The 20,891-nt window shown below is 43.8% G+C and carries 25 protein-coding genes; 24 read left to right on the top strand and 1 reads right to left on the bottom strand.

Features of this window, described 5'->3' with window-relative positions; all coding sequences use genetic code 11:
* Positions 1-61: 61 nt before the first annotated feature.
* From rpiB to AC3AQ9_RS08475, 22 genes are all read left to right on the top strand, one after another.
* A complete protein-coding gene (rpiB, locus tag AC3AQ9_RS08580) occupies positions 62-499 on the top strand; it encodes a ribose 5-phosphate isomerase B (RefSeq protein ID WP_488307049.1) in 438 nt (145 codons plus the stop codon).
* A 17-nt stretch (positions 500-516) separates the two neighbouring features.
* Positions 517-1,101: a TIGR01440 family protein gene (locus AC3AQ9_RS08575; protein ID WP_488307048.1), complete on the top strand. Its 585-nt coding sequence runs from the start codon at positions 517-519 to the stop codon at positions 1,099-1,101.
* The gene (gene glyA / locus AC3AQ9_RS08570) at positions 1,088-2,323 is read left to right on the top strand and encodes a serine hydroxymethyltransferase (RefSeq protein WP_488307047.1); all 1,236 of its coding nucleotides are present in this window, start codon (positions 1,088-1,090) and stop codon (positions 2,321-2,323) included. Before AC3AQ9_RS08575 ends, glyA begins: the two co-directional genes overlap by 14 nt.
* Positions 2,324-2,401: 78 nt before the next feature.
* Positions 2,402-4,570: a putative bifunctional diguanylate cyclase/phosphodiesterase gene (locus AC3AQ9_RS08565; RefSeq protein WP_488307046.1), complete on the top strand. Its 2,169-nt coding sequence runs from the start codon at positions 2,402-2,404 to the stop codon at positions 4,568-4,570.
* A 150-nt stretch (positions 4,571-4,720) separates the two neighbouring features.
* A complete protein-coding gene (upp, locus tag AC3AQ9_RS08560; RefSeq protein ID WP_488307045.1) occupies positions 4,721-5,350 on the top strand; it encodes a uracil phosphoribosyltransferase in 630 nt (209 codons plus the stop codon).
* A gap of 110 nt (positions 5,351-5,460) precedes the next feature.
* A complete protein-coding gene (wecB, locus tag AC3AQ9_RS08555; RefSeq protein ID WP_488307568.1) occupies positions 5,461-6,558 on the top strand; it encodes a non-hydrolyzing UDP-N-acetylglucosamine 2-epimerase in 1,098 nt (365 codons plus the stop codon).
* Between the two features lie 238 nt (positions 6,559-6,796).
* Positions 6,797-7,015: an AtpZ/AtpI family protein gene (locus AC3AQ9_RS08550; protein ID WP_488307044.1), complete on the top strand. Its 219-nt coding sequence runs from the start codon at positions 6,797-6,799 to the stop codon at positions 7,013-7,015.
* Between the two features lie 6 nt (positions 7,016-7,021).
* Positions 7,022-7,393 (top strand): ATP synthase subunit I, encoded by a 372-nt coding sequence (locus AC3AQ9_RS08545; protein WP_036809798.1) that lies wholly within the window; start codon positions 7,022-7,024, stop codon positions 7,391-7,393.
* A 27-nt stretch (positions 7,394-7,420) separates the two neighbouring features.
* Positions 7,421-8,131: a F0F1 ATP synthase subunit A gene (gene atpB, locus AC3AQ9_RS08540; protein ID WP_488307043.1), complete on the top strand. Its 711-nt coding sequence runs from the start codon at positions 7,421-7,423 to the stop codon at positions 8,129-8,131.
* A gap of 64 nt (positions 8,132-8,195) precedes the next feature.
* Positions 8,196-8,420, top strand: coding sequence for a F0F1 ATP synthase subunit C (gene atpE, locus AC3AQ9_RS08535; RefSeq protein ID WP_006829234.1), 225 nt, complete (start codon positions 8,196-8,198; stop codon positions 8,418-8,420).
* A gap of 164 nt (positions 8,421-8,584) precedes the next feature.
* A complete protein-coding gene (gene atpF, locus AC3AQ9_RS08530) occupies positions 8,585-9,106 on the top strand; it encodes a F0F1 ATP synthase subunit B (RefSeq protein ID WP_488307042.1) in 522 nt (173 codons plus the stop codon).
* Positions 9,103-9,633, top strand: a complete 531-nt coding sequence (locus tag AC3AQ9_RS08525; protein ID WP_488307041.1) for a F0F1 ATP synthase subunit delta — start codon at positions 9,103-9,105, stop codon at positions 9,631-9,633. The genes atpF and AC3AQ9_RS08525 overlap by 4 nt, the downstream gene beginning before the upstream one ends.
* A 28-nt stretch (positions 9,634-9,661) precedes the next feature.
* Positions 9,662-11,170 carry a F0F1 ATP synthase subunit alpha gene (atpA, locus tag AC3AQ9_RS08520; protein WP_488307040.1) on the top strand — a complete coding sequence of 503 codons (1,509 nt, stop codon included), beginning with the start codon at positions 9,662-9,664 and terminating at the stop codon, positions 11,168-11,170.
* 123 nt (positions 11,171-11,293) lie between these two features.
* Positions 11,294-12,148, top strand: a complete 855-nt coding sequence (gene atpG / locus AC3AQ9_RS08515; RefSeq protein ID WP_488307039.1) for an ATP synthase F1 subunit gamma — start codon at positions 11,294-11,296, stop codon at positions 12,146-12,148.
* 300 nt (positions 12,149-12,448) lie between these two features.
* The gene (gene atpD, locus AC3AQ9_RS08510; RefSeq protein ID WP_488307038.1) at positions 12,449-13,864 is read left to right on the top strand and encodes a F0F1 ATP synthase subunit beta; all 1,416 of its coding nucleotides are present in this window, start codon (positions 12,449-12,451) and stop codon (positions 13,862-13,864) included.
* A gap of 24 nt (positions 13,865-13,888) precedes the next feature.
* On the top strand, positions 13,889-14,293 hold the full coding sequence (locus tag AC3AQ9_RS08505; protein ID WP_488307037.1) for a F0F1 ATP synthase subunit epsilon: 405 nt from the start codon (positions 13,889-13,891) through the stop codon (positions 14,291-14,293).
* 259 nt (positions 14,294-14,552) lie between these two features.
* Positions 14,553-14,786, top strand: a complete 234-nt coding sequence (locus AC3AQ9_RS08500) for a DUF1146 family protein (RefSeq protein WP_300990108.1) — start codon at positions 14,553-14,555, stop codon at positions 14,784-14,786.
* A gap of 507 nt (positions 14,787-15,293) precedes the next feature.
* Positions 15,294-16,592: a UDP-N-acetylglucosamine 1-carboxyvinyltransferase gene (gene murA / locus AC3AQ9_RS08495; RefSeq protein WP_488307036.1), complete on the top strand. Its 1,299-nt coding sequence runs from the start codon at positions 15,294-15,296 to the stop codon at positions 16,590-16,592.
* Positions 16,593-16,880: 288 nt separating this feature from the next.
* Positions 16,881-17,936 carry a rod shape-determining protein gene (locus AC3AQ9_RS08490; protein ID WP_488307035.1) on the top strand — a complete coding sequence of 352 codons (1,056 nt, stop codon included), beginning with the start codon at positions 16,881-16,883 and terminating at the stop codon, positions 17,934-17,936.
* Positions 17,937-18,223: 287 nt separating this feature from the next.
* Positions 18,224-18,496 (top strand): DNA-directed RNA polymerase subunit beta, encoded by a 273-nt coding sequence (locus AC3AQ9_RS08485; RefSeq protein ID WP_488307034.1) that lies wholly within the window; start codon positions 18,224-18,226, stop codon positions 18,494-18,496.
* A gap of 40 nt (positions 18,497-18,536) precedes the next feature.
* A complete protein-coding gene (gene fabZ, locus AC3AQ9_RS08480; RefSeq protein ID WP_488307033.1) occupies positions 18,537-18,974 on the top strand; it encodes a 3-hydroxyacyl-ACP dehydratase FabZ in 438 nt (145 codons plus the stop codon).
* Between the two features lie 95 nt (positions 18,975-19,069).
* Positions 19,070-19,450 carry a hypothetical protein gene (locus tag AC3AQ9_RS08475; protein ID WP_488307032.1) on the top strand — a complete coding sequence of 127 codons (381 nt, stop codon included), beginning with the start codon at positions 19,070-19,072 and terminating at the stop codon, positions 19,448-19,450.
* 112 nt (positions 19,451-19,562) lie between these two features.
* Here the strand turns inward: AC3AQ9_RS08475 and AC3AQ9_RS08470 are convergent, their stop codons facing one another.
* Positions 19,563-20,000, bottom strand: coding sequence for a YwpF family protein (locus AC3AQ9_RS08470; protein ID WP_488307031.1), 438 nt, complete (start codon positions 19,998-20,000; stop codon positions 19,563-19,565).
* Between the two features lie 281 nt (positions 20,001-20,281).
* On the opposite strand from AC3AQ9_RS08470, the gene AC3AQ9_RS08465 reads away from it, so the two are divergent.
* Both AC3AQ9_RS08465 and AC3AQ9_RS08460 read left to right on the top strand, forming a co-directional pair.
* Positions 20,282-20,692: a single-stranded DNA-binding protein gene (locus tag AC3AQ9_RS08465; RefSeq protein WP_488307030.1), complete on the top strand. Its 411-nt coding sequence runs from the start codon at positions 20,282-20,284 to the stop codon at positions 20,690-20,692.
* 25 nt (positions 20,693-20,717) lie between these two features.
* On the top strand, positions 20,718-20,876 hold the full coding sequence (locus AC3AQ9_RS08460; RefSeq protein WP_488307029.1) for a hypothetical protein: 159 nt from the start codon (positions 20,718-20,720) through the stop codon (positions 20,874-20,876).
* Positions 20,877-20,891: the final 15 nt, after the last annotated feature.

Below are 20,891 nucleotides of genomic sequence, written 5' to 3'. Positions count from 1 at the left end.
AAGTGAATAATGCGTTTAGCACGCATTTCGCTTCATCAGAAAATAGGAAAGAGGGCTTTTCATGAAAATTGCTATTACATCAGATCACGGCGGGAATAACCTGCGTAAAGAAATCGTTAATTTATTAAATGAAATGGGAATGGATTATCAGGATTTTGGGCCACACACAGATGATTCTGTTGATTATCCGGATTATGCAAAACCGGTAGCAGAAGCAGTGGCAAAAGGGGAATTCGATCGTGGCATCCTCATTTGCGGAACGGGAATCGGTATGTCGATTGCCGCAAACAAAGTAAAAGGCATCCGTTGTGCATTAGTGCATGACGTATTCAGCGCTAAAGCGACAAGAGGCCACAATGATTCCAACGTATTGGCGATGGGTGAACGGGTAATCGGACCCGGTTTGGCCCGTGAAATTGCACGAACATGGTTGACTGAAGAATTCGAAGGTGGCAGACATCAGACGCGCGTACAAAAAGTGACAGACCTCGAACAATAATATAAGGAGTGGTCGACATGCAAACCTTATGGCAACTGCAGCTTGAAGAAACGTTAAGTGAATTGGAACAGCAAATTCAATTTAAAAAGGGCCAGGTGTTTGTAGTCGGCTGTTCTACTTCGGAAGTGGCAGGGAAACGGATCGGCACAGGCGGAGGCCTGGATATTGCAGAAAGCCTTTATGAACCGCTTGAAAAATTTGCGGCACGCCACCGTATTTTCCTGGCTTTCCAAGGCTGCGAACATATCAACCGGGCACTCACCATCGAACGCCAGGCAGCTGAAAAATACGGCTGGGAACCGGTTACGGTCATTCCAGTAGCTAAAGCCGGCGGCTCCATGAGCGCTTATGCCTTCTCCAATATGAAGGATCCGGTAGTAGTTGAAGAAATTCAAGCACATGCTGGAATCGACATTGGACAGACAATGATTGGCATGCATTTAAAAAGAGTCGCCGTTCCTGTGCGAACTTCTGTTAAACTAGTAGGTGAAGCGATTGTGTCAGCTGCAACTACCCGTCCGAAACTTATTGGCGGGAAACGCGCAAGTTACGATCGTGAGCTTGTCCAACTACAGGAGGGATACATTGATGGAATTGATTAAAACGCAGGACTCGGCAGTTTTTGAAGCAATTAAGGCAGAAAAAGGGCGTCAGGAAGCGAATATTGAACTAATCGCCTCTGAAAACTTTGTATCGCAGGCAGTAATGGAGGCACAGGGTTCAGTCCTTACTAACAAGTATGCTGAAGGCTACCCTGGAAAACGCTATTATGGCGGATGTGAATTTGTAGATGTAGTAGAAAACATTGCACGTGACCGCCTGAAAGAAATTTTTGGCGCTGAACATGCGAATGTCCAGCCGCACTCAGGATCACAAGCCAATATGGCAGTTTACACAGCAGTACTTGAAAAAGGCGACACAATCCTAGGGATGAATTTAAACCATGGAGGACACTTGACGCACGGCAGTAAAGTGAACTTCAGTGGAATGCAGTATAATTTCGTTGAATATGGAGTAAATGAAGACACGCAATTAATCGATTATGATATCGTGCGCCAAGTTGCGCTTGAGCATAAACCGAAAATGATTGTTGCTGGTGCTAGTGCATACTCCCGCGTTTTGGATTTCGCGAAATTCCGCGAAATCGCTGACGAAATCGGAGCTTATCTGATGGTTGATATGGCACATATTGCAGGATTAGTTGCTGCTGGAGCTCATCCGAATCCAGTTCCGCATGCACATTTTGTAACATCGACTACCCATAAAACGCTTCGCGGCCCTCGTGGAGGATTGATCCTTTGCAAAGAAGAATTTGCGAAGAAAATCGACAAAACCATTTTCCCTGGAATTCAAGGCGGCCCTCTAATGCACGTTATTGCTGCAAAAGCGGTAGCATTCGGAGAAGCGCAACAGCCGGAATTCAAGACTTATATTGACCAAGTCGTAAAAAATGCACAGGCGCTTGCTGAAGGATTGAAGGCAGAAGGCGTTGATATCGTTTCAGGCGGAACAGACAACCACCTCATGCTGGTTGATCTTCGTTCTCTAGACTTGACGGGTAAAGTTGCGGAACACGTACTTGATGAAGTGGGAATTACGACAAACAAAAACACGATTCCTTTTGATCCGCAAAGCCCATTTGTTACTTCAGGAATCCGTCTAGGTACACCAGCGGTAACTTCCCGAGGATTTAAGGAAGCGGAAATGAGAGAAATTGCTTCAATCATGGCCAAGCTGCTGAAAAATCCGGAAGACGAAAATGTGAAAAAAGAAGCTGCAGAACGGACGGCTAAGCTAACAGCTAGTTTTCCATTGTACAAATAAGGGAATACAGCTGCCAGAGGTTTAATCTAGGCAGCTGTATTTTTCTCGTATACATAAGAAATCTTGGGGGACCCGCGTATGCCAACATATCAATTAAGGAAAGAAAAGCGAATAATCATTAATTGGCTGCGCCGTTTGGGGGTAGAATTTCAGACTGGTTTTGTTGTTTTAAATCATGAGGCAGAAGACACGCCAATCATATATGCAAATCAGGCTTTTTATGAGTTAAGTGGCTACTCAGAAAAAGACATTATAGGGAAAAACGGAAGATTTATGCATGGTCTGAAAACAGATCCGGATATTGTCCGCAAAATAAGGGCCTGCATAGATTCCCGTTCGGCGTGTACATACGAACTTATTAACTACCGGAAAGACGGCAGCCCTTTTTGGAATGAAATTACCGTGCAGCCCATTAACGTCCGCCAACAAGAAGTGACTTATACATTGATGCTTCAGCGGGACATCACGGACCGAAAACGGACGGAAGCTCTGATTAAATTGCAACAGGAAACTTACAATGATATTGAAAAAGGGTATATGCTGAGTGTTCTTTTACAAAAAGCTTGTACAGCAGTTGAATCTTTTTTCCAAGATGGCGCTAAATGTACAGTCATGCTGGTGGATGACAGCGAACGCTTCCGGATCGGCGCAGGAAACTCTATGCCAAAAGAGTTCTATGAAAAAGTAGACGGGGTTTTAGCAGAAGAAACTATCGGAACTTGCGGAGCAGCTTTTTATCGCGATAAACCTGTAGTGGTGGAAGATATGATGACCGACCCTTTATGGGAGAGCCAACGGGAACTGGTGAAATCTTTGGGCCTGGTTTCAAGCTGGTCCGTCCCAATTCATGACCTTGAAGGCAAAGCCATCGGTACGTTCGGCATTTATTTTCCAACACGCACTCTTCCAGCTCCCGAAGAACTGGAATTCATAGAACAAATGGCGCCTGCAGTGGCGTTGATCATCAAATATTCCCAGCAGCAAACCGACATTCTGGCACTGGCTTATACAGATAAGGAATCGAATTTGCCGAACCGGAACTTCTTTATTAATGAAATAAAAGAAATGCTAAAAGAGCAAAAAGAAGGTTTTATAGCCTTTCTGTCGGCTGATGAATATGTAAAAGTGGTGGATCGGTACGGACATCGGGCAGGAGATTCACTTGTCCGTGAAGTCGGGAAACGATTTCTTCGGGCGAAACTGCCGTCAGATCATGTGATTGCCCGTTTTTCTGATTCGACCATTGCGTTGTTTTGCCTGACTCCACTCGCCAAAGTGCCGGATTATTTAGAGATGCTGGTCCAGCTGGATCCTGTCAGCATTCAAGACATGGAGCTGTTTCTGACCTTGAAAATGGGAGTAGCTCTCATTACGCCAAATCAGCAAAACCCTGATGAGCTGATTCGCCATGCAGACAGCGCTTTGTCCAAAGCGAAACTGCGGGCAGGGGAGTCTATCTGTTATTACGAGAACGAACATGATGAATCGATGATGAAAGATTTGCGGATTGCCAATGAGTTAACAGCAGCAATCAAGCGTGAAGAAATTGATGTTTATCTGCAGCCGAAAGTAGAATTACAATCCGGGAAGATCTTAAGCTTTGAAGCTTTGGCCCGTTGGTCTTCTCCAGAGCTTGGCGTTATTGCACCCGATGTTTTTATTCCTGTTGCCGAAAAAAACGGCAAAATAAGGGTCTTGGAGCAAGTGGTGCTGAAACGAGTTCTGTCATGGCTGAAAAAACGGCAAGACCAAGGCCTCGAATTAAGCCAAGTGGCAATCAATATTTCTACCGATCACTTTTTCCATCATTCCTTTATTCCATATCTTGTCGATAAGACGGCTGAATATGGCATTGAACCGAAGTGGCTTCAATTGGAAATTACGGAACGCATCGGATTTGTCGATATTGACACAGCCTATAAAGTTTTCAAGCAGCTGAAGAATTATGGTTTTACTAGTTCAATTGATGATTTCGGCACAGGCTATTCTTCTCTGAGTTATTTGCAGAAATTGCCTGTGAGCGAAATCAAAATTGATCGATCCTTTATTTCCAATATGCAAGAAACTCAAACTTTAGCAATCGTACGCACAATCGTGCAGTTGGCAGATAACTTGAATGTGCGTGTCGTAGCGGAAGGGATCGAAACGGATGAGCAGCGAAGGGTGCTGATATCGCTCGGATGCCGGATCGGCCAAGGCTATTTCTATTACCGTCCAATGTCACTCGATGAAGCGAATTTACTATAAACCGAAGCCACTGAGCTTCGGTTTTTTCGTTCCCTGATTCTTTTGCAGGAATGAAAAAACTGAAAAGTCGCAATGCTATCTACAGCAACTTTCAGCAGAAAAATTCTGTTATACTATATAAGATAAATGTATGAAAAGGAGAGATATGCCTTGGGGAAAGTATATGTATTTGATCATCCGCTGATTCAGCATAAATTGACGTATATCCGCGATAAGTCGACGGGAACGAAAGAATTCCGTGAATTGGTCGATGAAATTGCAACGCTGATGGCTTTTGAAATCACTCGGGATTTGCCGCTAAAGGAAATTGAAGTGGAAACGCCGGTTCAGATGGCGACTTCCAAAGTGCTGGCAGGCAAAAAATTGGGCATCGTGCCAATTCTGCGCGCGGGCATCGGCATGGTCGATGGCATTTTGAAATTGATTCCTGCTGCTAAAGTGGGCCACATCGGTTTGTACCGGGACCCGGAAACTCTGCAGCCGGTTGAATATTACTTGAAATTGCCATCCGATGTACAAGAACGTGAGTTTATCGTAGTAGACCCGATGCTTGCGACAGGTGGATCAGCGATTGAAGCGGTCAACTCCTTGAAGAAGCGCGGTGCAACGAAAATTCGTTTTATGTGCATTATTGCAGCACCGGAAGGCGTAGAAGCTTTCCAAGCAGTTCATCCGGATGTAGATGTGTATATCGCGGCATTGGATGAAAAACTGAACGAACATGGATATATCGTTCCTGGTCTCGGTGACGCAGGGGACCGGTTATTCGGAACAAAATAAGGAATAAAAGCAGGCAATCTAACTCTTGGATATAAGCCGTTCTGAGGGTTTTCGCCAGAGTCTAGATAAATAAGAAGTGAGGGATTAGTTTGTCGAAGAAGTGGAAAGTGATGACAATTTTTGGCACGCGGCCTGAAGCGATTAAAATGGCGCCGCTTGTACTCGAACTCCAAAAGTATCCTGAAACCATTGAGCCTCTTGTTGCGGTTACCGCCCAACATAGAGAAATGCTTGATCAAGTGCTGGAAACGTTTCAGATTACACCGGATTTCGATTTGAATATTATGAAAGACCGCCAAACATTAAGTGACGTCACTACTCGGGCACTTATCGGATTGGATGGCATCATGAAAGAAGCAAAACCGGACATCGTACTTGTACACGGGGATACGACAACGACTTTTGTAGCAAGCCTTGCCGCTTTCTACAATCAAATTGCTATCGGCCATGTAGAAGCTGGGTTGCGTACGCATAATAAATATTCTCCATATCCGGAAGAAATGAATCGTCAGTTGACAGGTGTCCTTGCTGACATTCACTTTTCACCGACGGAAAAATCCGCCCAGAACTTGCGGTTGGAAAACAAACAGGAAGCAAGTATTTATATCACGGGCAATACGGCCATCGATGCATTGAAAACGACCGTACGTGAGACTTACAGCCATCCGATTATTGAAAAAATCGGTTCAGACCGCATGATTTTGCTGACTGCCCATCGCCGTGAAAACTTGGGGCAGCCGATGCGCAATATGTTCCGGGCCATCAAGCGCCTTCTTGCTGAACACGACGATGTCCAAGTAGTTTATCCAGTCCACATGAATCCGGCAGTGCGTGAAGTTGCGGATGAAATCCTTGGGCGCGATCCGAGAATCCACTTGATCGAACCCTTGGAAGTTCTGGACTTCCATAATTTCGCTGCCCGTTCATTCATTATTTTGACGGATTCTGGCGGGATTCAGGAAGAAGCGCCATCACTTGGCAAACCGGTCCTTGTATTGCGGGACACGACTGAGCGGCCTGAAGGCATTGAGGCCGGAACGCTTAAGCTGGCAGGGACAGATGAAGAAACAATTTATGGCCTGGCAAAAGAATTGCTAACCAATGATGAGACTTATAAAGCGATGTCTCAAGCTTCTAACCCGTACGGTGACGGACAGGCTTCCCGTCGAATTGTTGAAGCTTTAATTGAATATTTTTCTGCTAAGTAAAGAATTAAGTAAGTGGTGAGAAAAAACTTTTTGGAAATTTGTCGACAATATGACAGATGAAAATCGCTTGTGAACAATTTCACTTCTAGTAATTGACATGATTTTACCCCTATTGTATGCTTACAAAGGGTATGCATGAGAAGGTTTTCATACATAGAAGATGTTGTTCTGAAAGCCTGATGCGACTGCTCTTTTTAGGGGTAAAATGTCAAATCAAACGAAACTCGAGGGGTTTATCATGCGCCCAACAAAAAGTCCCTTACAAGCGATGGCACTCTACAGCGCCATCCTCTCACAACTTGTCGGGTCCGTACTCATCGGTACATTCACAGGTATGTGGCTCGATGAACAATTCGGAACCGCCCCGCTTTTCTTGATCATTTGCCTATTTACAGGATTAGCCGCCGGTATATGGGCAATGCTTCAAACTATCCGAAAATTCGACTCAGGAGACTAGTAAAAAATGGATGGACTAAGGGAGATTTATACAAGGCTTAAAAAGATGATGTATTTCATCCTTGCGGCATTCGTTATTGGTTGGGGGTTTACCTCTTATCAAGAAGTTTTCGCAGGCCTGATCATCGGTTCCTTGTTCGGCATTTATAATATGTGGATTCTGGTTCGCCGGATGGAAGGATTTGACCGGGCGGTGGCAGAAGGCTCGAAAGTTCGTTCGCTTGGAACGGCATTACGGTTTGCATCAGGTGTTGCAGCGGTGGCGATAGCAATTCTTTTCGCTGAGTACATTCACTTGGTCAGTACGGTAATTGGGTTGATGATCCCCTATGTTCTGTTATTGGCAGAACGGATTGTTTATCATGTGAAACACCATTAATAAAGTGGAAAGAGAGGTGAAACTATCGTGGATCATGGCGCACCAATGTATGAATTGTTCGGGATTTGGTTTAACTTATCGAACGTTATGATGCTTCTTGTAGCAGCTCTTATCGTTTTCCTAATTGCATTTATCGCTACTCGGAATCTGCAGCTTAAACCAACGGGCATGCAAAATTTCATGGAATGGATCATGGATTTCGTTAAAGGTCTGATAAAGAGCAATATGGACTGGAGAGATGGCGGACGATTCCATGTTCTTGGAATTACGTTGATCATGTTCATCTTCGTGTCGAATATGCTGGGATTGCCTTTTGCAATAGTTGTCAACGGAGATCTTTGGTGGAAATCACCAACTGCTGATCCAACGGTAACTATGACATTGGCTGCCACAATCATCGTTCTAAGCCATTATTATGGCATTAGATTGAAAGGATTGGGCCAGTATAGCGCAGGATATTTAAAACCGATGCCATTTTTATTCCCGCTTAAGGTTATTGAAGAATTTGCAAATACGCTGACACTCGGTCTGCGTCTTTACGGTAACATCTATGCAGGTGAAATCTTGCTGACTTTACTAGCAGGGCTTGCATCAGCAAGTGTATTTGGATTTGCGGCCGCTATCCTTCCAATGATGGCATGGCAAGGGTTCTCGATCTTTATCGGGGCAATCCAAGCGTTTATTTTCGTTATGTTAACGATGGTTTATTTATCGCATAAAGTTGCCGACGACCATTGAGTATAAATTGCTCATCTTGAGCAAAAAAACAAAAAAACAACTATCCTGAGGAGGACATATCAAAATGACAGGTTCATTAGGTTTATTAGCAGCAGCAATCGCAGTAGGTTTAGCAGCACTAGGCGCAGGTATTGGTAACGGTCTTATCGTTTCAAAAACAGTTGAAGGAATCGCTCGCCAGCCAGAAGCACGTGGCGTTCTTCAAACAACTATGTTCATCGGGGTAGCATTGGTTGAAGCATTACCGATCATCGCAGTAGTTATCGCGTTCATCGTAATGAACCAATAGTATCGTCTCTTATACATTAGGCAGAATGGCGGGAATGCTTCGGCAGGTTTTTCGCCATTTATGTTTGTAAAGACCTTATGATTTCGAAAAACTATTCTTTTACATTAAAAGATCTTATTATAGAAGAAACTGAACTTTAAGCTCTTGAAGGGAGTGAAACAATCGTGTTTTTTGATCACCTCGTACTCGGCGCGGCCGGGGAATTTTTAAACATCGGAGATATCTTGGCAACTCTCGTAATTTTCATCTTATTGATGTTGCTATTGAAAAAATTCGCATGGGGCCCATTGATGGGCGTAATGCAACAGCGTGAAGATTTGATCGCCAGTGAAATCGAAACGGCTGAACATAGCCGCCAGGAATCACAGAAATTGCTTGAAGAACAGCGCAGCTTGTTAAAAGAAGCTCGTACTCAAGCACAGGAAATCGTAGAAACAGCTAAAAAGCAAGGCGAAGTTTCGCGTCAGGATATTATCGCGACAGCGCGTACTGAAGCTGGCCGCATGAAAGATTCTGCAGTTCAAGAAATCGCTAACGAGAGAGAAAAAGCTCTAGCGGCAGTACGCGAAGAAGTTGTGGCATTGTCAATGCTCGCAGCATCTAAAGTACTGAACAAAGAAATCAGTGAAGAAGACAACCGCCAATTGATTAATGAAACGATTGCGAAGGCAGGCGACATACAATGAGCCAAGCTTCGGAACGTTATGCATTAGCATTATTTGAAATTGCAAACCAGCATGGCACTTCTGAAGAAGTGGAAGCGGATTTGCGTGAAGTTAAAAAAGTTTTCGTTGAAAACCCGGAATTGCTGAATCTTTTAGGTTCACCAAAATTGGCAGCTGAAAACAAAAAAAATATTATTTCCGAACTTTTCGGCCAAGGGAATGGATATGTCGTCAACACATTGCAGTTGCTGACAGAACGCGGACGCTTAGAGGAAGTCACGGACGTAGTAGACCAATATATTGGATTAGCTAATGAAGCCAAAGGAATTGAAGATGCAAAAGTATATTCGGTGAGTCCATTGACTGAAGAAGAACGTGCATCCATTTCTGCTACATTTGCCAAGAAAATCGGTAAACAATCTTTACGAATTGAAAACATCATCGATCCATCTTTGATCGGCGGATTGCGTCTTCAAGTCGGAACCCGTATTTATGACAGCAGCATTTCTTCTAAATTGGAGCGTTTGCAGCGTCAATTGATCGGTTAATTTACGAAATTATGAGAGGGTGACACACATGAGCATCAAAGCTGAAGAAATCAGTGTCCTGATTAAACAGCAGATTGAAAACTATCAATCTGAATTGAAAGTAGATGATATTGGTACGGTAATCACAGTCGGTGACGGTATCGCTCGTGTTCATGGCCTCGACAACGTCATGGCTGGAGAACTTATTGAGTTCTCAACTGGTGTATTGGGTATGGCGCAAAACTTGGAAGCCAACAACGTTGGTATCATCATCCTTGGGCCATTCACAGATATCAAAGAAGGCGATGAAGTACGTCGAACTGGCCGTATCATGGAAGTGCCAGTAGGACCAGAACTAATCGGACGCGTAGTAAACCCACTTGGACAGCCAGTTGATGGTTTAGGTCCAATCAACACAACAAAAACACGCCCAATCGAAAGCCCTGCACAAGGGGTTATGGCCCGTAAATCGGTTCATGAGCCACTTCAAACAGGAATCAAAGCGATTGACGCTCTAGTGCCAATCGGCCGCGGACAGCGCGAATTGATCATCGGTGACCGCCAGACAGGTAAAACTTCTGTAGCGATCGATACAATCTTGAACCAAGCTGACCAAGATATGATTTGTATCTATGTTGCAATCGGGCAAAAAGAATCTACAGTACGTAACGTAGTTGAAACTTTGCGCAAAAACGGTGCACTTGATTACACAATCGTTGTTACAGCTTCTGCATCACAACCAGCTCCATTATTGTACCTAGCACCTTACGCTGGTATCTCTATGGCTGAAGAATTCATGTTCGAAGGCAAGCACGTCTTGATCGTCTATGATGATTTAACAAAACAAGCATCTGCTTACCGCGAACTTTCACTATTGCTTCGTCGTCCTCCAGGCCGTGAAGCTTATCCAGGGGATGTCTTCTACTTGCACTCACGCTTGCTTGAACGTGCTGCGAAGTTGAACGAAACTCTTGGAGCAGGATCAATCACAGCATTGCCGTTCGTTGAAACGCAAGCTGGCGATATCTCTGCATATATCCCAACAAACGTAATTTCGATCACTGACGGACAAATCTTCCTTCAGTCAGATCTATTCTTCTCGGGTGTACGTCCAGCAATCAACGCAGGTCTTTCTGTATCACGCGTAGGTGGTTCAGCACAGATTAAAGCAATGAAAAAAGTTGCGGGTACTTTGCGTCTTGACTTGGCTGCATTCCGTGAGCTTGAGTCGTTCTCCCAATTCGGATCAGACCTTGATGCAGCGACTGCAGCAAAACTTGAGCGCGGGAAACGTACTGTTGAAGTATTGAAACAAGATTTGAATAATCCGATTAAAGTTGAAAAACAAGTTGTTATTTTCTATGCATTGACTCGCGGATTCCTTGATGATATTGCAATCGAAGACATTCGCCGTTTCGAAGCGGAATTGACAAGCTGGCTGGATTCCAACCACACAGAAATTTTGGACACTATTCGCAAAACTCAAGGTTTGCCTTCTGATGAAGCATTTGGAGCAGCAATCAACGATTTCAAACGCACATTCGCAAAATCAGAGTAAGAGAAACTGGATTCAATGGGGTTTCTTAATCCCGTTGAATGCAAGTTGACCTAACCTGTCACTAAGGCAGGGCAAGAACTTTGTTCGAATATGAAGAAAAAATAATAAGGTGGTGAAATACCAGTGGCATCTTTACGCGATATAAAAAACCGAATTACGTCAACCAAGAAGACAAGCCAAATCACACGGGCCATGCAAATGGTTTCTGCATCTAAGCTGAGCCGTGCGGAATTGAATGCGAAAGCATTCGTCCCTTACATGGATAAAATTCAGGATGTCGTAGCTTCTATTGCACAAGGTTCCAATGAAACTCATCCAATGATGACGACACGCCCTGTTGCTAAAACAGCTTATCTAGTGATTACATCGGATCGCGGTTTAGTCGGCGGATACAATAGTAATATTCTTCGTACAGTAATGGCGAGAATCCGTCAGCGCCATACATCCAATGACGAGTTTGTTATCCTCAGCGTTGGTCGTAAAGGTCGGGATTTCTTTGCTAAGCAGGGAATGACGATTCTTGAAAGTGCGATTGCACTGCCGGATCACCCAACTTTTGCTGATATTAAAGAAATTACGCGCAAAGCTGTTGGTATGTTCTCAGATGGTACGTATGATGAAGTTTATATGTACTACAATCACTTTGTCTCAGCTATTCAGCAAGAAGTTACTGAAAAGAAAGTTTTGCCATTAACGGATATTCAAGCGACTGGAGCAACTGCTTCTTACGAGTTCGATCCATCAGCTGAAGCGATTTTGCAAGTGCTTCTTCCGCAATATGCAGAAAGCTTGATTTTTGGTGCCGTTCTTGATGGCAAGGCAAGTGAACACGCTGCGTCCATGACCGCAATGAAGAGCGCAACCGACAATGCGTCTGACTTGATCGATGGATTGACACTTTCATACAACCGGGCACGCCAAGCTGCGATCACTCAGGAAATCACTGAAATCGTCGGCGGGGCAGCGGCTCTTGAATAGAAATTATAAGTTGAATTAAAGAATTATCTTTTTACACATCGCTTCGGCCGCTTTGGGCATGGCTCCCGCTAGAAGCCGAGAAGAACACTCGTCTTCTAGCTCCGCCTAGCCCTTGGTCGCGCCGGCGCTAAGAGATCTCTTGATATGGAGCAAAACAGCGGAGAAAAACTTGTGCTCCTGCAGCGCTATGCGCTTCGTCGCAAAGCTTATTGACCGAAGTAACTTCGGCCAATAGCTTCGCAGCTGTTTTGCGGAATATCAACGTTATATAGTAAAAACAGTAAGACAGGAGGGAACAGCATGAACACAGGACACGTTCTTCAAGTTATGGGTCCGGTTGTAGATGTTAAGTTTGCCAATGGCCATCTTCCAGAAATCTACAACGCCCTAACTGTACTCATTGATCGTCCAGGCCAACAACAAGTGAAATTAACACTTGAAGTGGCTCTACACCTAGGTGATGATTCCGTTCGCACAATTGCAATGGATTCCACTGACGGATTGCAACGCGGTTCAGAAGTAACCGACTTGGGCAGCGCTATCACTGTTCCAGTTGGAGATGTAACATTAGGCCGTGTATTTAACGTACTCGGAGAAGTAATCGACTTAGGTGAAGAAATTCCATTGTCTGAACGCCGTAACCCGATTCACCGTTCGGCTCCGACATTTGAACACCTTTCCACAGAAGTTGAAATTCTTGAAACAGGTATCAAAGTTGTTGACTTGCTTGCCCCTTACATCAAAGGCGGTAAAATCGGTCTCTTCGGTGGTGCCGGTGTAGGTAAAACAGTTCTTATCCAGGAATTGATCAACAACATCGCTCAAGAACACGGTGGATTATCCGTATTCGCTGGTGTTGGTGAACGTACACGTGAAGGAAATGACTTATTCCACGAGATGAGCGATTCTGGCGTTATCAAGAAAACATCAATGGTATTCGGACAAATGAACGAGCCGCCTGGCGCACGTATGCGTGTAGCTTTGACTGGTTTGACGATGGCTGAATATTTCCGTGACGAACAAGGCGCAGACGTTCTTTTGTTCATCGATAATATCTTCCGTTTCACTCAAGCAGGATCTGAGGTATCAGCACTTTTGGGCCGTATGCCATCAGCGGTTGGTTACCAGCCGACACTTGCTACTGAAATGGGTCAATTGCAGGAACGTATCACAACAACTAGCACAGGTTCAGTAACTTCAATCCAAGCGATTTATGTACCAGCCGATGACTATACGGATCCGGCTCCGGCTACAACTTTCGCTCACTTGGACGCGACGACTAACCTTGAGCGTAAACTTTCTGAGATGGGTATTTACCCTGCGGTGGATCCTCTTGCATCGACTTCACGCGCTTTGTCGCCTGAAATCGTGGGAGAAGAGCATTATGCAGTTTCCCGTCAAGTTCAAGAATCGCTTCAGCGCTACCGTGAACTTCAAGATATCATTGCAATCCTAGGGATGGATGAGTTGAGTGATGAGGACAAGCTAACGGTTAACCGTGCGCGCCGCATCCAAAACTTCCTATCTCAAAACTTCCACGTAGCTGAACAGTTTACGGGCCAAAAAGGTTCATACGTTCCAGTACAGGAAACAATCAAAGGATTCAAAGAGATTCTTGCAGGTAAATACGACCACTTGCCGGAAGATGCTTTCCGCTTAGTTGGCCGCATTGAAGATGTAATTGAAAAAGCTAAAAGCATGGGCGTAGAAGTCTAAAACAAGGGACCAGGAGGGAAAAAAATGAAGACCATTACAGTCAATATTGTCACTCCCGACGGCCCTGTATACGATTCAGAAGTTTCTATGGTAATAGCAGTTACAGCAACAGGCGAGATGGGAATCCTGCCTGGCCATATTCCGACAGTAGCTCCTCTTGGAATCGGCGCAGTCCGATTAAAGAAAGAAAACTCGACGGAATTAGCAGCTGTAAGTGGCGGATTCTTAGAAGTTCGTCCTGACAAAGTAACAATTCTAGCCCAATCAGCAGAGCTAGCGACAGACATTGATTTGGCGCGTGCACAAGAATCTGCAAGACGTGCAGAAGCGATGCTTCAGGCGAATAAAGATGAAGTGGATTATCAACGAGCAGAACTAGCGTTAAGACGTGCGAAGAATCGTATCAACGTTTATGAGGGTAACATTTAAAGAGAATAGCGAAAACGGCCGTTCAGCTCCGGCAGACTTAAGATGGACTTCCGAAGCGGCGTTCTTTGCCGCACAGGAGGGGCAGCTTAAGGCCGAGGAGCTGGCCGTTGGAGTCTGGACAGTGAAAAGCGCAAGCGCCCATCGAATCTACACGGGCGCTGGAGCTGGACACTAAATGAAACGATAAAAAATATCTTTAAAAACGGGCAGAAGGGCAATTGACTTTTGCCCGTTTTTTTTACTAAAAGGAGTGAGCTGCATGGAAGCTATGATTGGCCAGACTGCCTTAATTTCGATTTTCAGCCATATCTTTTTTACCGGTGTAGCATTTTATGCGCTGCGGGCAGTGATGTTTGAAAAATGGATCCGCAAACAGCACGTGCTTCAGGCACAGATTTTATATATTTTCCTTAGCATTGCGATAGGCACAGGAGTCTCTACATTCTTTTTGAATATCTCCTCGTGGTCCAGACAATTGCCATATTTATTCTAATTTGCTTTTTTGCCATGAGAACGATTTTCGTGCACATGGCAAAAGGGCAAATTTTTTTGCCTGAATTCTGCTCTTTAAACAGCTGGTTTAATTGGAAACTGACAGCTGAGAATCCAATAGGCAAAAGAAAGTTTTTCGGCTGAAAACTAGGCTGGAAATAGAGCTTAATTTTTTTATTTCCCGGGAAATAAAGTTGAGTTTCCAGGTTTACCAGTGGTAAAAAAGGGAAAATTAAGTCTGTAATGAAAATGTAATATAAAGTTATACATACAGCGAGACTAGACAGTTATACTTAAAAATAGGTCCAACGGACATAAATTGTGAACTTCTTTCGAAACATATAGCAGCAAAAAGAATAAAATAATAGAAAACATTGGATAGATACTTGTTATATTAGTATAAAACAGGTATTATTAAAAAGGTTTTGTTTCTAATTTATGACATTGGACTTTAAATTTTGAAATTACATATAGATGTATGAATACTTAACAGATGGAGGGCATATCAGTGGATCAGATTATAGTAAGAGGCGGCCAAAAATTAAAAGGGAAAGTAAGAGTAGAAGGGGCTAAGAACGCGGTGTTACCCGTTCTTGCCGGATCACTTCTCGCTTCAAACGGAAAGAGCATTATTAAAGATGTACCTAACTTGGCGGATGTTTATACGATTCAAGAAGTACTGAAAAGTTTAAATGCTACGGTTGAATACTTCCCGGAAAAAAATGAAATGGTGATTGATTCATCACAGACATTATCAAGCGAAGCGCAGTTTGAATACGTCAGAAAGATGCGCGCATCAATCTTGGTAATGGGGCCGTTGCTTGCACGTAATGGATTCGCTCGTGTTGCTTTGCCAGGGGGCTGCGCAATTGGGTCACGCCCAATTGAACTGCACTTAAAAGGATTCGAGGCAATGGGTGCAAAAATTACTTTCGGGAACGGTTTTGTAGAAGCGGCAGTTAATGGCCGTTTACGCGGTTCGAAAATCTATTTGGATTTCCCAAGTGTCGGAGCTACTGAAAACATTATGACAGCTGCAGCCTTGGCTGATGGAGTAACTATTATCGAAAATGCTGCAAAAGAACCTGAAATTGTTGATTTGGCGAATTACATCAATGAAATGGGCGGCCGGGTTGTCGGTGCTGGAACAGACACATTGCGCATTGAAGGCGTCAAAGAATTAAACGGAGCTGAACATTACATCATTCCGGACAGAGTCGAAGCTGGCACATTTATGGTAGCAGCAGCTATTACCCAGGGAGATGTGGTCATTGAAAATGCAGTGCCTGAACATATGACGGCATTGATTTCTAAAATGGGTGAAATGGGTGTAGACATCAAGGAGACGGAAGAAGGGCTTCGTATCCGCTCAAACCATCCATTGCGTTCTATTGATATCAAAACAATGCCACATCCAGGATTCCCGACAGATATGCAATCGCAAATGATGTCATTGATGCTGACGGCTACTGGAAACGGGATTTTAACTGAAACGGTTTTTGAAAACCGCTTTATGCACGTCGAAGAATTCCGTCGCATGAATGCTTCTGTTAAAATTGAAGGACGCTCAGTGATCATGGAAGGCCCTTCTAAGCTGCAAGGAGCTGAAGTGTCAGCAACGGACCTAAGAGCGGCTGCGGCGCTGATTTTAGCCGGTCTGGCAGCTGAGGGCATTACACGTGTCAATGAATTGTATCACTTGGATCGCGGTTATGTGGACTTCCACTTGAAACTGGCTTCATTAGGTGCTGATATCGAACGTATCACCACTGCAGAAACAGAAGTTAAAGAAGAACAAATGGCCTAATATCATAATTCCAAGCCTGCCAGCAATATTTGGCAGGCTTTTATATTGTCTGCCGATCGGGAAAAGAAGAAGAGGGCCATATGATAGGAATAAAGCGAACAAGGCGTAAGCTGCGCCATTAAAGAAGATATAGCACTAGGGTATATTCTTTGAAAATTGCAAAACAGGTCTTTTATCCCTTAGAATTCTTTTTCTTTTCTACTCGTACTATGCTAAAATGTTCATTTAGGAGAGTGTATTTACAACTCGCATATTTTGTGTGTTATTGGTGGAAGGGGAAACGGATAAATGTTCTCAAAAGATATCGGGATTGATCTCGGGACAGCTAATGTCCTGATTCATGTTAAAGGAAAAGGAATCGTCTTGAACGAGCCGTCGGTGGTCGCACTGGAGCGAAAGACAAACCGGGTTATAGCAGTTGGGGAAGAAGCAAGAAAAATGATTGGCCGTACACCCGAAAACATTGTGGCAATCCGTCCACTTAAAGATGGAGTAATCGCTGATTTCGATGTTACAGAAATTATGCTTAAATACTTTTTGGATCGTTTAAAAGTAAAAGGCTTTATGACCAAACCTCGTATTTTAATTTGCTGCCCGACAAACGTCACAAGCGTTGAACAAAAAGCGATACGTGAAGCAGCGGAAAAATCAGGCGGTAAAAAAGTATTTTTAGAAGAAGAACCAAAAGTGGCAGCAATTGGCGCTGGCATGGATATTTATCAGCCTAGCGGCAATATGGTGATTGATATCGGCGGAGGAACCACGGATGTTGCTGTCTTATCAATGGGGGATATTGTCACAAGCGAATCCATCAAAGTAGCGGGAGATGTCTTTGACAACGATATCCTTCAATACATCAAACGCCAATATAAACTAATCATCGGTGAACGTACTGCTGAGACCATTAAAATAAAAATCGGTTCGGTTTACTCAAACGGAAGAAAAGAGGAAATGGAAGTGCGCGGGCGTGATATGGCCACTGGGCTGCCGCGTGTCATTACCGTCCATTCTGCAGAAATTGAGGAAGCATTAAAAGAATCCGTTAACATGATTATTGCTGCTGCTAGAAATGTATTAGAAAAAACCCCTCCGGAACTTTCTGCGGATATAATCGATCGCGGCGTGGTGCTGACAGGTGGAGGAGCAATGCTAAGTGGCATTGATCACCTTTTAGCGGATCATTTGAAAGTTCCTGTGATGGTGGCAGAACAGCCGATGAACAGTGTCGCTCTTGGAACAGGAATCTTGTTGGATAATATGGACAAACTATCTTCCCGAAGACAAGGATTTTTAAAGAATTTCCAAACGCAGGCCAGTGAAGAGAAAAAGATCACCACCGAGTGAACTTGTTTTACTATATGACGATTGGCATATGGCATTGATAAAATTATTTAGTATAATGACAACTAATGCAGATGCAAGTTCAGTTCAGCGCCAATAGTTGATTTCCGGGCAATAAGCAAGAAGCTTTGGCCACGGGAATCTTCTGTTGTTCGCTGATTGATCTATTCTATTCAGGCTTTACTGCCGGTGAACTCCCAATTGGCGTTGCGGGAGCTTATTGACCGTTAAAGTGTGATAAAACTTGGTTCAATAAGCGGCTTGCATCGATGGAAAGGTTGACTGAACGAATGGTTGATTCAAAAAAAAAGGTAAGTCTTCGGCAACAGGAGCGCGAACAAAAAGAAAATGCTGAAAAAACGGAGCCGAAACAGCGCAGATGGGTACAAATCCGTCTGTTTCCGATTTGGCTTCGGATTTTGATTGTCACTGCTTTGTTAGCCTTAGCAATAGTTGTGGGAGTCATGGTCGGATATGGCGTTATTGGAGACGGAAATCCGAAGGATGCGCTGAAATGGGAGACATGGCAGCATATTATTGATATTATTAGTGGAAAGAAATAACTTCTTTCTGTTTTGATTATCATTTTAAGGAGCTGAAACGATGTTAACGGTTGAACAAATTCAAGCGATTTTGCCGCACCGCTATCCGTTCTTAATGGTAGATCGGATTTTAGAAATTGAAGAAGGCAAAAGAGCAGTCGGATTAAAAAATGTAACGGCAAATGAAGAATTCTTTAATGGCCATTTTCCAGGCTATCCGGTTATGCCAGGAGTATTGATTGTTGAAGCACTTGCACAGGTAGGAGCTACGGCGGTTCTGCAAATGGAAGCAAACAAAGGCCGTTTGGCATTTTTTACAGGAATCGACAATTGCCGCTTCAAGCGCCAAGTGGTTCCGGGTGATCAGCTAAGGCTGGAAGTTGAATTGACGAAAGTCCGCGGTTCCATGGGCAAAGGGCATGCAATTGCTTCTGTGGACGGAGAATTGGTTTGTGAATGCGATATCCTTTTTGCATTAGGGCCAGTAGCAGCAAAATAACAGAATGATGGTAAAAGAGTTTCAGTCATTGGGTATTATTTAAAGAAGAGTGGTAAAGTTATTACTGCTTTTCTTGCAAATGCAGGAGGAATTGAATGTATAAAACATTACCAGCCGGTATTAAAAGCAGCATAACTAGATCCATATCTAAAATGTTCGAAAAATACATGGCAGACATTGAGTGGAAGGAAGACCGCTTTAGTCTGGAAGGTTTCATGAAGGTTTGGCAAGATTATATTCAGACAAGCGCGCCATGGTATGACAAAGTTCCATTAGAAGTAAAATTAAGTCCCGACTTTCATAAAGAACTGGCAGACAAGATAAATGACATTATCGAAAAGATTTTAACGGAAGCGCCTTCAGAGGAACAAATCGACCGTATTGAAAAAATGCAGCGATCTCTTGGGGTAGATTTCTCTTATTCTTGCAGAGCTGAAGCTACATACATAGAAAAAAAGCTTTTAGAAATGAAATAGCAGCAGGAACAGCTGAAGCAAGCCGGAAAGTATATTTCAAAACATAATAAATAGCCATCAAAACAAAAACAGACAGAGCCACCATGGCTCTGCCTGTTTTTTGTTTTGTGTACTATGATTTGGCTTCATCTTTCCGGAGGCCTGGGCGTGTCCGCATATCCTGTTCAAAGCGTTCCAGCAACTCCGCACCTTCAAAGCCGTCTTCCAATAGCTCAGATAGCAGTGATTCCGCGTATTTGCGGCGTACCCGTTTCAAGGTGCCTTTCATCAGCACCGAAATTTGGTCACCCATGACTTTGACGCCGTAAATGGCGACTTCGAATGTAGCAGGCTCGTTGTCCGGATAGGAGATGACCACTTTCACATCGTATATATCACCGGTGTTCATCATTTTTTGGAAAGTTTCCAGATACTCGAGGTCCATCAGCATTTCGAGCACCCATGAACGATGGCTATTTTCCTGGTTAATGATTATGCCGTCCTGTAATGGATAATTAATCACTTCTTGGCCGTTTACAACGCCCAATGACAGCATTTTAAATGTCTTCACGGAAATCCCTCCAAACATCGCTTTTTTACAGTATATCATAGCCATAATTTCTCAGGCTATCAGCGCAAAAAAATCTAAAAATATGCGAAAAACTATTTTTCAATGCATGGAGAAAGCGTGCCAAGAGTGTAATTGGTCCTGTTGCGTGAATGAAAAAAATATTGTAAGCCATCCAAAAATAAAATATTATGGGCAAAAATCGGGCAAATTTAATTTTTCGATGTTTGCGCACTATTTACTTTCCTTAGTATGCTGTCTGTAATTCCAAAGGAGGTGAATAAATGAACCAAGTCGGAATTGTAGGGCGTTTAACAAAAGATCCAGTAAGCCGGGCAATGAGTGAAGGCCGCGTACATACTTCTTTTATTGTAGCGGTGTCCCGGAATTACAAAAACCAGAAAGGAGAAGTGGAAACAGATTTTGTGCTGTGCTCCTCGTGGGGACGGCCAGCCCAGAACATTTCAAAATACTGCGTAAAAGGGTCTCTTGTCGCTGTAACAGGCAGACTGCAGTCGCGGCATTACGACAAAGAAGATGGCACGCGAGTGTACGTAACGGAAGTATTAGGTGATCAAATCCGTTTTTTGGATAAAAGGAAAGAAAAAGAAGAATCCGTCCACAAGCAGCCGGAGCCTGAGTCTGAAGCAGACTTTGACTTTCAGCCGCCTGGGACGGATGGAGTAAACGTATAGCAATAAATAAAGGAGGCACTTAGGAATGCCAAAAGACGCGCAGTTGCAATTGGAAGTGCATATGGAGCAATTGATCAAAATGACGGCTCAGCTTCATCGGCGATTGGCAGAGGCGGAGCGGGAACTAAGTGAATTGAAAGCAATTTTCCGTTCCGTCCAAAAGGATGATGGCGTTTCCGTCTAAAAAGGGAATTCGGCC

The organism is Planococcus sp. VCh962, assembly GCF_057748275.1.
The sequence above is the reverse complement of the archived record's forward strand: the minus strand, read 5'-3'. Positions and strand labels throughout refer to the sequence as shown.